This window comes from Acinetobacter sp. NIPH1876, from assembly GCF_022808535.1.
GTDB lineage: Bacteria > Pseudomonadota > Gammaproteobacteria > Pseudomonadales > Moraxellaceae > Acinetobacter > Acinetobacter higginsii.
In genome coordinates, this window is record NZ_JALGBR010000013.1 from 21,837 (window position 1) to 34,010 (window position 12,174).

The 12,174-nt window shown below is 41.3% G+C and carries 22 protein-coding genes and 1 other RNA gene; 17 read left to right on the forward strand and 6 right to left on the reverse strand.

Annotated elements, in window-relative coordinates:
* Window positions 1-8: 8 nt before the first annotated feature.
* The 6 genes from MN869_RS14775 to MN869_RS14800 form a co-directional block, all read right to left on the reverse strand.
* The gene (locus MN869_RS14775; RefSeq protein ID WP_005203956.1) at window positions 9-302 is read right to left on the reverse strand and encodes a hypothetical protein; all 294 of its coding nucleotides are present in this window, start codon (window positions 300-302) and stop codon (window positions 9-11) included.
* Window positions 303-307: 5 nt separating this feature from the next.
* Window positions 308-613, reverse strand: coding sequence for a hypothetical protein (locus MN869_RS14780; RefSeq protein WP_005203955.1), 306 nt, complete (start codon window positions 611-613; stop codon window positions 308-310).
* Window positions 613-1,059: a hypothetical protein gene (locus MN869_RS14785; RefSeq protein ID WP_243308507.1), complete on the reverse strand. Its 447-nt coding sequence runs from the start codon at window positions 1,057-1,059 to the stop codon at window positions 613-615. Before MN869_RS14785 ends, MN869_RS14780 begins: the two co-directional genes overlap by 1 nt.
* Window positions 1,056-1,556: a glycosyl hydrolase 108 family protein gene (locus tag MN869_RS14790; RefSeq protein ID WP_005203949.1), complete on the reverse strand. Its 501-nt coding sequence runs from the start codon at window positions 1,554-1,556 to the stop codon at window positions 1,056-1,058. The genes MN869_RS14785 and MN869_RS14790 overlap by 4 nt, the downstream gene beginning before the upstream one ends.
* 78 nt (window positions 1,557-1,634) lie before the next feature.
* Window positions 1,635-2,231 (reverse strand): hypothetical protein, encoded by a 597-nt coding sequence (locus MN869_RS14795; RefSeq protein ID WP_005203945.1) that lies wholly within the window; start codon window positions 2,229-2,231, stop codon window positions 1,635-1,637.
* A gap of 28 nt (window positions 2,232-2,259) precedes the next feature.
* Window positions 2,260-2,913, reverse strand: coding sequence for a S24 family peptidase (locus MN869_RS14800; RefSeq protein WP_005203944.1), 654 nt, complete (start codon window positions 2,911-2,913; stop codon window positions 2,260-2,262).
* 104 nt (window positions 2,914-3,017) lie between these two features.
* Between MN869_RS14800 and MN869_RS14805 the strand changes: the two genes are divergently transcribed.
* From MN869_RS14805 to MN869_RS14880, 17 genes are all read left to right on the forward strand, one after another.
* Window positions 3,018-3,224, forward strand: coding sequence for a DNA-binding protein (locus MN869_RS14805; RefSeq protein WP_005203942.1), 207 nt, complete (start codon window positions 3,018-3,020; stop codon window positions 3,222-3,224).
* 183 nt (window positions 3,225-3,407) lie between these two features.
* Entirely contained in the window at window positions 3,408-3,698 is a 291-nt protein-coding gene (locus MN869_RS14810) for a helix-turn-helix domain-containing protein (RefSeq protein WP_005203941.1), read from the forward strand.
* A gap of 9 nt (window positions 3,699-3,707) precedes the next feature.
* Window positions 3,708-4,613, forward strand: coding sequence for a DUF3102 domain-containing protein (locus MN869_RS14815; RefSeq protein ID WP_005203940.1), 906 nt, complete (start codon window positions 3,708-3,710; stop codon window positions 4,611-4,613).
* Window positions 4,614-4,616: 3 nt separating this feature from the next.
* Window positions 4,617-6,383 (forward strand): DDE-type integrase/transposase/recombinase, encoded by a 1,767-nt coding sequence (locus tag MN869_RS14820; RefSeq protein WP_005203939.1) that lies wholly within the window; start codon window positions 4,617-4,619, stop codon window positions 6,381-6,383.
* Window positions 6,384-6,385: 2 nt separating this feature from the next.
* Window positions 6,386-7,570, forward strand: a complete 1,185-nt coding sequence (locus tag MN869_RS14825) for an AAA family ATPase (RefSeq protein ID WP_243308508.1) — start codon at window positions 6,386-6,388, stop codon at window positions 7,568-7,570.
* 96 nt (window positions 7,571-7,666) lie between these two features.
* A complete protein-coding gene (locus MN869_RS14830; RefSeq protein WP_005203937.1) occupies window positions 7,667-7,879 on the forward strand; it encodes a TraR/DksA C4-type zinc finger protein in 213 nt (70 codons plus the stop codon).
* Between the two features lie 2 nt (window positions 7,880-7,881).
* Window positions 7,882-8,088 carry a hypothetical protein gene (locus tag MN869_RS14835; RefSeq protein ID WP_005203936.1) on the forward strand — a complete coding sequence of 69 codons (207 nt, stop codon included), beginning with the start codon at window positions 7,882-7,884 and terminating at the stop codon, window positions 8,086-8,088.
* Window positions 8,085-8,780, forward strand: coding sequence for a DUF2752 domain-containing protein (locus MN869_RS14840; RefSeq protein WP_243308510.1), 696 nt, complete (start codon window positions 8,085-8,087; stop codon window positions 8,778-8,780). Before MN869_RS14835 ends, MN869_RS14840 begins: the two co-directional genes overlap by 4 nt.
* Window positions 8,777-9,394 (forward strand): DUF3164 family protein, encoded by a 618-nt coding sequence (locus MN869_RS14845; protein WP_243308519.1) that lies wholly within the window; start codon window positions 8,777-8,779, stop codon window positions 9,392-9,394. Before MN869_RS14840 ends, MN869_RS14845 begins: the two co-directional genes overlap by 4 nt.
* Before the next feature lie 10 nt (window positions 9,395-9,404).
* Window positions 9,405-9,536 carry a hypothetical protein gene (locus tag MN869_RS20425; protein ID WP_005203930.1) on the forward strand — a complete coding sequence of 44 codons (132 nt, stop codon included), beginning with the start codon at window positions 9,405-9,407 and terminating at the stop codon, window positions 9,534-9,536.
* A gap of 6 nt (window positions 9,537-9,542) precedes the next feature.
* Entirely contained in the window at window positions 9,543-9,815 is a 273-nt protein-coding gene (locus MN869_RS14850; RefSeq protein WP_243308521.1) for an HU family DNA-binding protein, read from the forward strand.
* Window positions 9,815-10,102, forward strand: coding sequence for a hypothetical protein (locus MN869_RS14855; RefSeq protein WP_243308524.1), 288 nt, complete (start codon window positions 9,815-9,817; stop codon window positions 10,100-10,102). The genes MN869_RS14850 and MN869_RS14855 overlap by 1 nt, the downstream gene beginning before the upstream one ends.
* An RNA gene (locus tag MN869_RS14860) (hammerhead ribozyme type II) lies at window positions 10,101-10,169 on the forward strand. The genes MN869_RS14855 and MN869_RS14860 overlap by 2 nt, the downstream gene beginning before the upstream one ends.
* Before the next feature lie 69 nt (window positions 10,170-10,238).
* Window positions 10,239-10,964 (forward strand): DUF2786 domain-containing protein, encoded by a 726-nt coding sequence (locus MN869_RS14865; protein ID WP_243308525.1) that lies wholly within the window; start codon window positions 10,239-10,241, stop codon window positions 10,962-10,964.
* Window positions 10,961-11,188, forward strand: a complete 228-nt coding sequence (locus tag MN869_RS14870; RefSeq protein WP_243308527.1) for a hypothetical protein — start codon at window positions 10,961-10,963, stop codon at window positions 11,186-11,188. Before MN869_RS14865 ends, MN869_RS14870 begins: the two co-directional genes overlap by 4 nt.
* On the forward strand, window positions 11,188-11,634 hold the full coding sequence (locus MN869_RS14875; protein WP_243308529.1) for a regulatory protein GemA: 447 nt from the start codon (window positions 11,188-11,190) through the stop codon (window positions 11,632-11,634). The genes MN869_RS14870 and MN869_RS14875 overlap by 1 nt, the downstream gene beginning before the upstream one ends.
* 12 nt (window positions 11,635-11,646) lie before the next feature.
* Entirely contained in the window at window positions 11,647-12,096 is a 450-nt protein-coding gene (locus tag MN869_RS14880; protein ID WP_005203905.1) for a Mor transcription activator family protein, read from the forward strand.
* The last annotated feature ends 78 nt before the right edge of the window (window positions 12,097-12,174 follow it).

Genomic DNA, 12,174 nt, shown 5'->3' on the forward strand with positions numbered 1-12,174 from the left:
TCACCCAATTATGCCGATGGGCGCTTTACGCCATGAGTAACAACAAGACCTTTAGCAACATCAGCGCCTCGTTCTGTGAGCTTTACAACAAGCACTGTGTCCAAGTTTTCTTCAATGACCAACAAGCCTTGCTCAGTCAACCAATGCAATTCGGTACGCAACTGATCACGGCTGAAGCTATGTCCATAACGAGTGACAAAGGCATGCAGCACTGATGAGTTTGAGCGATACGTGGGTAATTCTGATAATGAGCGCAACACAACGAGGCGCATGTCTTCTTTTAAATGATCTGCAAAGCTCATATTTATTAATCCTTGTGGTGCAGCAGATAATCATTAACGCGATCCACTGCCTTGGCTAAAGGGGCTATCACGTCTTTTAACCCCGCTACTGATTCTTTAAGGGCTTTCATATCACCAGCCATATCACTAATCACTTGATGATCAGGCATGTTGCTGACACGCTCTTCTAATCGACTTAATCGCTCTTTTGTTTCTTGCAACTCTTTATCTTTTGCGGCCTGTCGATTTGAAATAAAAACATAGACCGCGAGTCCAAAGTTAAAAAGAAAGCTGATCAAAGTAATACCAATAACGATATAGCTGGGCTGCATTATTTCCCTCGGCTTTGATTGATAAAGCGACCAATAAAGCCAAGTATGGCAATGGCTGCCGTGACTTTTCCTTGTGATGCTTCAGGGATTAATGCAAGTACTTCTGGTGGAACACCTGAAATTGACACATATGCAATCGCTGCAAATGCCCAAGTGGATAACCACTTCCAGAACGTATGAGAATTTTTAACCAATAATCCTGTGTGCTTTACTTCTTCCAAAGTGCCAACCACATACTCAGGGACTATTGATGCTTCAGCTTTGAGTTCTTCAACTCGTTTTTGATGACGCTTGGCTTGATCTAAAAGCTGTTGTTTTAACTCAGCAATAGTTTCAGGATTATCTACTTTTTCTTGATCCACTGTTTCGGTAACAACAGCAGAAGTACCAACATTTTTCGGCGATGGCACTAGGTTACGAGGTCGTTTAAATTGAGTTTCTTTCATCGCATATCATCCGCAGCATAACGTAGGTTGCCAGAAACACGACTCATCCAACCTTTACCAAATGTGTTAAAGGTTTTGATGCGTGTATAGAATTGAATGCGCTCAGCATTGAAAAGATTGATCAAAGCAAACTGCGGTTGTTTACGAATTTCATTGAGTGTAATTGCGCCAACAATACCGTCATCTTTTACACCCAACGCACGTTGCAGAATCTTTCGAGCATTGACTAAGCCATGATTAACACCAGCATCGAAATATTGGTATGCGAAAGAGTATGGGAAGCTATCGCAACTTAAAGCATCCCAAAATTGATTTTTATAAATACGTTCAACCATATCCATTGGGATATTTTTCATTGAGCCTTTGTACCCATAATTTTGCGCTGTAGCTTTGGTGATACCGTAATTAGTTTCCCCACCCGGATCAGAAGGATGGTTTACATAACCACCTTCATGTTGAAGCACTCGCTTTAGTGCAGTTTGAAAAGTCTTGTTCACAAAAAAACCTCATCAAATGATGAGGCTAGTTTGTCTAGTTGGTACTTGTAATATTAGGCGGAAAGGCTTCCGTTTATTTTATTGCTTAGACTTAATTTCAGCTATGCAATCCTTTTTAGCTTGATTGTAGGAATCTAAAAACATTTGTTGTGCGTGATCTTTATATTCTTGAGAAGTGGATGCCTTTGAATATTTCCCCCACCATAACTCTCGTGCAAATGACACCATAGAAGTACAATACCGATATTTATTTGAAATATCCATCGAACCATAAACCGCTTCAGCCTCTTCAACCAAAGCATTGTATTTTCGGCTTTGACGAGCAACATCTGGGGTATATTCCAAATTTACACTTGAGTCAGTGGCCTGAAGCTGCTCAACACGATCAATAAATTTCTTAGTTTGATTTAGACTTAGTGCTTCATAAACAGGTGGATTATCTTTAACTTGTTTAGCCTCTATTTCACCTTCAATGATTGCTAGAGTAGCCTGATTAAGCATTTCATCATATTTTTCTTCCTCAGATAGATTCTGAGAATTATGTGAAACTTGATTAAGTTCGCTGTTAACATTAATTTCAGTTCTATTGTTTTGTCGAAGATAGGCTATGGCAACTAAAATACCAACAATAAAGAATAATCCAACCCATTTTAACCATTCAAAATCTTTATTCACACCCATCCTCCCAATACAGTCCTATAGATTAATAAAAAGTACCACGACTTGGGGGAATCCATTTCCCCATAATTTCGATATCTGAAGCTTCATTCAAATCAAGTGGCATTGGCGGATATGTTTTATTATCTGAAATTAACAAAATAGACCCATCTATTTGACGCTGAATACGCTTCACCCAAAAGTGCTCTCCAGTGCGAATAACGTAAATAAAACCATCTGTTAAGGAGTGATCTAATGTATTTACAAGTAAAGGTTCCTTATCTTGGATTGTAGGAAACATAGAGTCTCCAGTCGCATAAACAATTATTAGATCTTTTGCGTAAAAACCATGTCGATGTAGCCAGTCTTTTCTAAAAGCCAATCTACTAACTGGTTGAGCTTCGCCAGCACAGATTGATCCATGACCAGCCGAGATAGCCACATCATAGACATTGACTAAATCAAACTCATCAGCAAAGTCATTTTTCATATTCACGGATTTATTTAGCCGATTACCAGTAATCACATAGGTTACGTCAACACCAACCTCTGATAGTGCAGATAACTGCACTGCGGTTGGTGATGAATTGTCTTTTTCCCATTCAATCACTGTACGCTTTGATGCGCCAGCTATTGCACCGAAATCAGGTTGATTTAGGTCAAGTCTTGTTCGCTCTTCTTTGATTCTTGCACCAATCACGCAAAATACCTCACCAACATGTTGAATAGTGCTTAAATCTGCACTATTATTAACTTAAATATGCACCTATATGTGAATATAATCGCACTTAAGAGGTTAGAGACATGCAATTAAAATCACTTAATGAAGTTAAGAACACCTTCGAGTCTTCAGGTAAAACCGTTACAGATTGGGCTTCTGATCATGGTTTTGACCGTAATGATGTTTATAAGGTGCTTAACGGTCAGCTCAAATGCAAACGCGGCAAAGGTCATGTAATCGCAGTTGCTTTGGGTATCAAAAAAGACACCAACCAGACTGCTAACACCTAGCAATCTGCACATTTTTGCACATTTCTGCACACAAGGAAAGAATCATGAAAGCAGATTTTCTCACCATACTATTTCTTATAACGACAATTTTCGCATTCACTCAATGGTGCTTCGCGGAAAACGACAACGAGATATTGCTACAAGAAAACAAAATTTTGTCCATTCAACTTGAGGGCATGAAGAATGAGCACCGTTAAATCAGCCTCGAAAGTTCTCAAAGTTTTAAAGGCTTTACGTGGGCATAGCTTGCAAGGCGTAAGTAATCAAGAGCTTGCAAGACAATTGGATGAATCACCAGCACAGATTCACCGTCAATTACAAACCCTTGTTGCTGAAGGCTTAGCCAAGCAAGAAGAAGACGGTTCATACACATTAGGTACGGCAGTTGTTCAGATCGCCAAGGCGCATGACACAGAAATGGAACGTGCAAAGGCACGTATTGCTGAAATTGAACAACGTACTAGAGTTTTTTAAGAGGTCATCATGGATTTAGAACACGCAGCAGAAGTCATTCCTTCTGATTTTGCAAAGAAAGTTGGTGGCTTAGCCACATCTCTTGGCTATGAAGGTGCTTTAACCGTTGGCGCACTTGAAGATGAAATTCGTTTTTACCAACAACGTTCAGTTGAAGCAGTGCTGGAGCTTGGTAAACGCCTTTTGATTCTGAAAGAGATTACTCCACATGGAGAGTTTACCAAACGCATTGAAATGCTTGGTATTAGCAAACGCACAGCACAGCGTTTTATGTCTGTTGTCCTAAAATTTTCAAAAACGACATCGATGTCGCTTTTAGAAAAATCAGGCAACGGATCAAAATTGCTTGAGTTGATGGTTCTAGATGATGATGACATTGATGTCATTGAACAAGGTGGAAGCATTGGTGAAGTTTCTCTAGACAGCATCGAAACCATGTCTGTACGTGAGTTAAAAAAAGCTTTACGTGAGGCAAAGGCCGATGCTGAGAACAAAGCTCAATCTCTTCAAACCAAAGATCAAATCATTCAGAAGAAAGATCAAAAAATAAATGAACTTGATGAGAAAGTCACCAAAGCTTATAGCCCACCTGAAATCCAAAAACGTGAAGCGACTGAAGCTGAGCAGCTACGCCAACAGGCATTGCAACTCATGCAAAAGGCTGTACTTACGTTTTTAGATGCAGCAAATCAATTCAATGCAGACATGAACGCAGCTGTTGATTCATGCATGGATTCATTTGTAGTCGAGCAATACGAAGCAAATATTCGTATGACTTACCAAAGCATGGCTCAACGTTGCAATGAAGCTGGACTACCTATCGACTTTACACAAATGGTCACACCAGATTGGCTGTCTGAAGTCTTATTGGAGAATGAAACTCTAGACACTGAGCTTCAAGGAAGTGAGGTGTAAGTCATGGCTGCCAAAATAGATACTGTTGAATTGGCGCAAGCCGAATATTTAAAGGAAGTTAAGCAAAAACTGGAGACTTCAGGTTTTGGCAGCAAGGATGAAATTGTTTCTGAAGCAGCGGCATTTTTGTCGATTGGCCGCAATGAGCTATATCGCAGACTTAAAGCAATTGGTTACACCACTGGTCGCAAAACCCGAAGCGATAAAGGTAAAAGTGTAGTCGATGCTGATACAGCAAAGCTTATTGGTGGTTTGGTTTATGAAGCGACCCGTGCAAATGGTAAGCGTACAACCAGTATCAAAGGTGCTTTAAAAATTGCGCAGGCAAATGGCGTTGCACCCGATGTGAGTGCGGCAACCATTGGCAGACGCATGAAGCAAGAGCTATGTCATCCGACCATGCTTGAAGCACCAACACCACATCAAAACCAACGCAGCTTGCACCCGAACCATGTATGGGAGCTAGACGCATCAACTTGCATTTTGTTCTACCTTCCCAAAGAAGGTGGTGTGCGTGATATGCATCCTAGCGAGTTCAATAAAAACAAGCCAGAAAACCTAAAACGCATTGAGAAAGACATGGTGACTCGCTATGTGATCACAGATCACTACAGTGGCAATGTCTATCTTGAATATGTTCGTGGAAGTGAGTCGGCTCAAAACCTGATCAACATTATGTTGAATGCTATGCAGCGTCGAGACAATAAGAATCCTATGCATGGCGTACCAATGATCATCTACACCGACAAAGGTAGTGCGATGACCAGTGGCTTATTTACGAATTTACTTGATCGTTTGGACATCCAAATTATTGACCACGCTAAAGGTAATGCACGCGCCAAAGGTCAAGTTGAGAAGCACCAAGACATTATCGAATGCGAGTTTGAAGGCCGTATTAAGTATATGAAAGACAAGATCACAACCTTGTCTCAACTCAATGCCTTCGCCTCGAAATGGACTGCTCATTTTAATGAGACCAGTGTTCATTCTCGCACGGGTAAAACACGCAATGCCGTATGGCAAACAATTAAGCCTGAAAAATTACGAATCGCTCCACCAATTGAGTTATGCAAAGAACTGGTGACAACGAAACCTGAATCTAAAACAGTCACTGGCAACTTACGTGTGAAACACACAATCAATGGATATGGTTCGTATGAATATGATGTAAGTCATGTATGGGGCGTGCATGTCAAAGCAAAATTTGATGTGGTGGTGAACCCATTCCGTGCGCCTTGCATTGACCTATTAGGTACAGATGAACATGGCAATCCAATGGTTTACACCATTGAACCTGATCAAATGGATTTAATTGGTGGCTGGAATGAATCAGCAACAATCATTGGTGAAACACCACGCGCCAAAGCTGACAGCCAACTAGACAAAGTGCGTAAAGAAATTCGCCAAAAAGCATACAACGTCAACACAGATGAAGAAGTTGAAAAAGCCATCAAGCAACGTAAAGGCGCTTTTTCTCACATCATCGATCCGATGGCAGATGTAAATCAAACCGTAGTACCAGATTACTTGCCACGAGCTGGTGAGCAAATGACTACACCTGATCAACGTCGTCAAGTTGCACCAGTCAATTTAATCCAAGCAGCAAAACAAATTCGAGGTGTTGTCGGTGATCTCTGGACACACGACCACTATAAGGCACTTCAAAAATCTTTCCCTACAGGTGAAGTGCCACAGGAAGTCATTCCAGAAATCATTGCTGGCATCCAAAACGAATCCACAAAACCTAAATTACGTGTGGTTGGAGAGTAATCATGAGCGCATTAAAAAAACTACTTAAACAACACAACGTTGCCCAAAGCTCACTCTGTAAACCACTAGGAGTCAGCACAGCAACGGTCAATATTTTTGTTAATCACGGTCAACGACCAAAAAAGAACCCTGACCAATTCCAGTCAAAGTTCATTGAGCTTTTAGAAGCGAAAGGAATTGGATCAGATCAAATTTCACAAGCATTAACTACTGCACAGACTCACACCAATAACGACCAAGCCTTGGACAGTGAGTGTGCAGCAGACCCATCAGAGGACGAGCAACTTATGCTACTACGTAAACAGACTCTAACACCAGCAGCCAAAAAACACTTCAAGCTGTTCAAGAACCCATTCACTGAAAACATCCGTAGTTCAGATGAATTATTCACCAATGCAGACATTAATTATGTTAGCGAATCAATGTGGCAAGTCATTAAAGGAAACTCTTCCTTTGTTGCGGTTGTCGGTCAGTCAGGATCAGGTAAGTCTACTTTACGTCGTGGACAGATTGACCGCATTGAACGTGAGCGTGAACCAGTCATTGTGATTGAGCCTTATGTACTTGCGACTGAAGATAACGACATTAAAGGTAAAACCCTTAAATCACTACATATTGCTGAAGCAATATTGGCGGCATTAGCACCAAGTACCAATGCAAAACGTTCACCTGAAGCACGCTTTCGCCAAATACATGAGCTACTCAAAGAAAGTATGCGTGCTGGACACCGTCATGTCTTGATCATCGAAGAAGCGCAAAGCCTACCGATTCCAACACTGAAGCATCTCAAGCGATTCCTTGAGCTTGAAAATGGATTCACCCCCTTAATGGGCATCCTATTGATTGGACAAGATGAACTCAAAATCAAGCTTGCTGAGAACAATCCAGAAGTTCGAGAAGTGGTGCAGCGTTGTGAGATTGTCACGCTTGAACCGTTCACACAAACCAGCCTAGTTGATTACCTCAAACACCGCTGCAAGTCGATAGATCGCAAGCTTGAGGACTTTATTGATGAATCTGGATTGGATGCTATCTGCACCAAGCTTACTCGCAATGTTGGGCGTAAAAATCAAAACGAAAGCCTTTTATATCCTTTGGCAGTTGGCAACCTGATCACAGGTGCAATGAATGTGGCGGCTGAGTTAGGTGCACCAGTCATTACTGATGACTTGGTAATGGAGGTCTAACCATGTCAACAGAACGAGTTTTTCTTATTGGGCTAATCATTTACTTCTGCATTGACACAATTTGCGGCCATTTAGCAAAAGTTCTAGGAGCATGTCATGGCTGATTTTGCAGATGTAGCAGCAGATATTGCTCAAACCGATCTTGACCACGCTTTGCACAATGCAAAGCGAGTGGAATTTACAAGCTACTTCGATTGCGAAGAATGCGGTACTGAAATTCCAGAACAACGACGCAGACTTGGCAGCGTGACTTTATGTATTGGTTGTCAGTCTGCACTCGAAGCAAAACAAAAACATTTCCGAGGCTAATTATGAAAACTAATTCAAAAAATAAACCTGAGCTTAAACGTGTTCAGTTCAATAAAGATTTAGACAAATTACTTAGTGGTGATTACGTCCTTGTGCCTAAACAACCAACAGCTGAAATGGAAAGAGCTGGTATGGCAGTTGGTGGCGGCTTCTTAGCAATCAAAATCTTTAAAACCATGTGCGCAGCCGCTGAAGGAGCAAACGCATGAAAACTAGATGCCCAGCTTGCGGAGCAACATGCAGTCTTGATGCATTGCTTGGTCATAGCGATGCAAGCAAAGCATTTGTTTCTGCACTTAGCGTGACTGGTGATTTACAACATCCATTGATCAAGTACTTGGCAATGTTTCGTTCTGATAGTCGTGACCTGACTTTTGAACGTACAGCAAAACTAATAAGCGAAATTGCGCCTGATATTACGGCTAAGGAAATCAAACGAGGTCATCACACCTATCCAGCGCCACGCGCTGCATGGGTGTGGGCAATCGTCACAATGTTAGAACGTCGAGATCAAGGCAAGCTTCAACTGCCACTCAAAAATCACGGCTATCTATATGAAGTCATCACTTCATTTAAACCTGAATATGTACCAGCTCAAGATGCTACTCCACGCCACGGATTATCACGCACAAAAACCGAATCTGAGCGTGCTGCGGATCAAGCTGAGCACGAACGCCAGAAGCATGAGCGTCCAGCTTTCTCTCTTTCGGAACTGATCAATAAAACCAATGCCGAACGCAAAGAGATCGAACAAAGCGCACTTAAAAACATTCCACAAGAACAACTATTTGCGTATGTCGCTCAAAACAAACGCGATGGTGAAACCCACAAACAATGCTTTGACCGCTTAAAAGCTGCGGAATTAGCACAAGAACCAACAACTCAAGGAGCAACACAATGACAACTCACAACAAACCAGAAGGCTTTTGGGAAAACTCACAAGGCGCATTTGTTCCTGAAGCAAACGTCAAAGAAATTGACAAATTGCGCGATCAAACCGTTCGCAAGCTTTTTGAAAAAGTCAATGAACTACATGAACTCTTGAAAGATTTCAAAGTCCAAAGTTTTGAAGATGTAGCCAATTTTTGCGCCATTTCAGCTGACCAATACGGTGTAACTGTTGGTGGAAATAAAGGCAATGTCACTCTCATGAGCTATGACGGACGTTTAAAAGTCCAGCGCAATATCGCACAGACCATCAACTTTGATGAACGTCTTCAGGCTGCTAAAGAACTGATTGATCAGTGTCTTGAGGAATGGACTGAAGGCAGCCGCGATGAAATTAAAGTCATTATCAGTGCCGCATTTAATGTGGATAAAAAAGGAGAAATCAGCACAGCCAAAGTACTCGGTTTAAAACGCCATGAAATCAATCACCCCAAGTGGAAGCAAGCAATGCAAGCCATTTCGGACAGCATCAACATTATCGGCAGCAAAGCTTACTTACGCTTTTACAACCGTGATGACGCAACTGGTGGCTACTTACCACTTTCACTCGACATCGCATCCATTTAAAGGCTTAGCAATGAAAGAACTTTCTATTGCAATTGTTACCTGTGGATTTATCGCAGGAAGTTTACACACAACAGGCTGGCCAGAATTTTTATATGTGCTTTTTGCAATTCTGACAGCTAGCTCAACTCACTTAAAAGGTTAATACACCATGAATAAATCAGAACTTATCAACCACATCGCAGCTTCAGCTGGTATTTCAAAAACTCAAGCAACAGCTGCTCTTCAGGCAGTTGAAACAGGTGTCATTGATACCTTGGCAAATGGTGGTCAAGTCGTCCTTACAGGCTTCGGAACTTTCAAAGTTACTGATCGTGCTGCACGTACTGGCCGCAATCCAGCGACTGGTGAAGCAATTCAAATTGCGGCATCAAAAGCACCAACTTTCAAAGCAGGCAAAGCACTTAAAGAGGCAGTGAACTAATGGAAAATCAACACCAAAAAATCAAAGGCTATCGTGACCTTACTCAGCCAGAAGTTGATTTGTTGAATGAAATTAAAACTCAGGGCGAAAACTTACAAGTCTTAGCAGAAAATATCGCGAACCACGTCCGCCAGCAATTTCAGACAGCTTTCGATAATAGTGACGCTGCTGAAGATCAGCGTTTAACGAAAGCTCAACCTGACCGTTGGATCAATACTGGAGTCACTCAACTTCAGCAAGGATTAATGGCCTTAACTCGTGCTGTAGGACAGCCAACTAACTTCTAAGCGAAACACAGGCATCCGTGCCTGTGTCTGCCAGTCGTCGTGGACTGGTACTGACGAGCAGCGAGGAAACCATGTTGACACACGAAGAACTTGAAAATTTACCTGAAGAAATAAAGTTTAGCCTTGGAGAGATTGCATGAAAAAAACAGAAGTTATCGAAAAAATCAAAAAGTGTTTGGCATTGAGTAAATCAGCCAATCAACATGAAGCTGCTACTGCTTTACGCCAAGCTCAAGCATTAATGGAAAAATATAAAATTGATGCAGATGATGCTGAACTTCTCGGCATTCAAGAGGCCTTTATAGCTGGTAGTGGTTCTAAAACTCCAACAGTTTTTGAGGCCGTACTTGCAAACTCAATAGCGAAAATCATGGATTGTAAAGTCTTGCTAAACCATGACATTCAGATCACCGCACAATTGGGATTTAAGAAAGTACATCGTTGGCTTTTCATTGGATTTGATCCAGCTCCAGAGATTGCATCTTATGCATTTGATGTATTGTATCGCCAATTAAAAAAGTCACGCCTTAATTATATTTCAACTCAATTAAGTCGAGTCAAAATCAAAACCAATAAGATCAAACGTGCAGATCTATTTTGTGAAGGTTGGGTGTTGGAGGCAACCAAACAGGTCTCTGCATTGAAACCCAATGAAAATAAATTAAATCAAATTGATGAATACATTCAAAGTAAACGCAAGATCAAAGATGGCGAAGCAAAGGATCGAAATAAAAAGACCAATACCAATGCTGACCGTTACCAAAAAGATTTATACGCTGGCTGTCAAGCTGGAAAGGATGCCCAACTCAACCAAGCCATGAATGGTGGACAAGAATTTGAAAAGTTGGGAGCAAGTTCATGACAGAAATTATGAATTGCCTGAGTGTCTTAGCTTTGTTTGCTGTTTTTGGAATCGGCTTGGTGACTTGCTGTACTGAAGCAAAAAAAGCATGGTCTGCACGAAAAATTACTGGTCAGACAGTCTTTGAACGCAAAGCTTATGGTTTTAAAGCTGGATCATCATTGTGTCTTGCAGCACTGGCTTTGATTGGACTTGCTGATGCAGCTAAAGGAGTGTTCTGGTAATGGCTAAATTCAATAAAAAGCTGAATTTGATCAAGCTTATTCATGTAGCAAAAACAAAGCTCGGTCTAGACGATGATGTATATCGTGACATTCTAAAAAGTACGACAGGTAAAGACAGTTCTAAACTTTTAACTCCAGCGCAGCTTGAAGCTGTACTGGATCGTTTAAAACAACTTGGCTTTTCTGTTGAACCTAAGAATAAAGACGATATTAAAAACTTGGCAAGTGACTCACAAAGTAAATTAATCCGCCATTTATGGCTTCAGCTGCACGAAGCTGGTCACGTTAAAAATGGCAGTGAAAAGGCACTGGCACAATTTGTTGAAAACCGTGTTGAAGTGAGTGCGTTACAGTTTTTGAGCAGCAAACATGCAGACATGATCATTAATCACTTACGCCAGTGGTGCAAGCGTTGCGGCATTGAGCGTGTCACTTTGGAAGTATAGGAGGTATAGATCATGGCTTATCGTCCGCACATCACCGATGCACAGCAAGTTTTCACAGACGATGAGATCATTAACCTGATGCCTAAAAATTTCATCTTCATTGCACGTTTGATCAAGGTCGAAAATGCGCTGAATTTAATTGATGCCTTCGGTGGTACTAAAATCTACATACCAATTCGTCAGGCTTTAAATGTAAATTCTGAGCTTGCTCAAGTGATAGGCTTGAGTAAGCTTCAATTGCTTGCAGATCAGCTTGGTAATGATCACATTGAAATTCCAATGGGCACACCGATCACTGTTGCAATGCGCAACAGAGCGATCCGTGAACAAGCACCAACAATGTCTAAAGAAAAGCTTGCTCGTAAATTCAGCGTGACACTGCGTACAATTCGCAGTATCGTAAACTCTGAAGAGAAGCTTAATGTTCAGGAAGACCCCAATCTTGACTTATTCGATGAATAAAAAAAGCGGACTATTTGTCCGCTTTTCTATTTCATAGGATGTAAAACCTTTTCAAAACTCATCCCATTCAATCTCACA

Coding starts and splice junctions, on each gene's coding strand:
- MN869_RS14775 (WP_005203956.1), bottom strand. CDS start 302: ATGAGCTTTGCAGATCATTTAAAAGAAGACATGCGCCTCGTTGTGTTG.
- MN869_RS14780 (WP_005203955.1), bottom strand. CDS start 613: ATGCAGCCCAGCTATATCGTTATTGGTATTACTTTGATCAGCTTTCTT.
- MN869_RS14785 (WP_243308507.1), bottom strand. CDS start 1,059: ATGAAAGAAACTCAATTTAAACGACCTCGTAACCTAGTGCCATCGCCG.
- MN869_RS14805 (WP_005203942.1), top strand. CDS start 3,018: ATGCAATTAAAATCACTTAATGAAGTTAAGAACACCTTCGAGTCTTCA.
- MN869_RS14810 (WP_005203941.1), top strand. CDS start 3,408: ATGAGCACCGTTAAATCAGCCTCGAAAGTTCTCAAAGTTTTAAAGGCT.
- MN869_RS14815 (WP_005203940.1), top strand. CDS start 3,708: ATGGATTTAGAACACGCAGCAGAAGTCATTCCTTCTGATTTTGCAAAG.
- MN869_RS14820 (WP_005203939.1), top strand. CDS start 4,617: ATGGCTGCCAAAATAGATACTGTTGAATTGGCGCAAGCCGAATATTTA.
- MN869_RS14825 (WP_243308508.1), top strand. CDS start 6,386: ATGAGCGCATTAAAAAAACTACTTAAACAACACAACGTTGCCCAAAGC.
- MN869_RS14830 (WP_005203937.1), top strand. CDS start 7,667: ATGGCTGATTTTGCAGATGTAGCAGCAGATATTGCTCAAACCGATCTT.
- MN869_RS14835 (WP_005203936.1), top strand. CDS start 7,882: ATGAAAACTAATTCAAAAAATAAACCTGAGCTTAAACGTGTTCAGTTC.
- MN869_RS14840 (WP_243308510.1), top strand. CDS start 8,085: ATGAAAACTAGATGCCCAGCTTGCGGAGCAACATGCAGTCTTGATGCA.
- MN869_RS14845 (WP_243308519.1), top strand. CDS start 8,777: ATGACAACTCACAACAAACCAGAAGGCTTTTGGGAAAACTCACAAGGC.
- MN869_RS20425 (WP_005203930.1), top strand. CDS start 9,405: ATGAAAGAACTTTCTATTGCAATTGTTACCTGTGGATTTATCGCAGGA.
- MN869_RS14850 (WP_243308521.1), top strand. CDS start 9,543: ATGAATAAATCAGAACTTATCAACCACATCGCAGCTTCAGCTGGTATT.
- MN869_RS14855 (WP_243308524.1), top strand. CDS start 9,815: ATGGAAAATCAACACCAAAAAATCAAAGGCTATCGTGACCTTACTCAG.
- MN869_RS14865 (WP_243308525.1), top strand. CDS start 10,239: ATGAAAAAAACAGAAGTTATCGAAAAAATCAAAAAGTGTTTGGCATTG.
- MN869_RS14870 (WP_243308527.1), top strand. CDS start 10,961: ATGACAGAAATTATGAATTGCCTGAGTGTCTTAGCTTTGTTTGCTGTT.
- MN869_RS14875 (WP_243308529.1), top strand. CDS start 11,188: ATGGCTAAATTCAATAAAAAGCTGAATTTGATCAAGCTTATTCATGTA.
- MN869_RS14880 (WP_005203905.1), top strand. CDS start 11,647: ATGGCTTATCGTCCGCACATCACCGATGCACAGCAAGTTTTCACAGAC.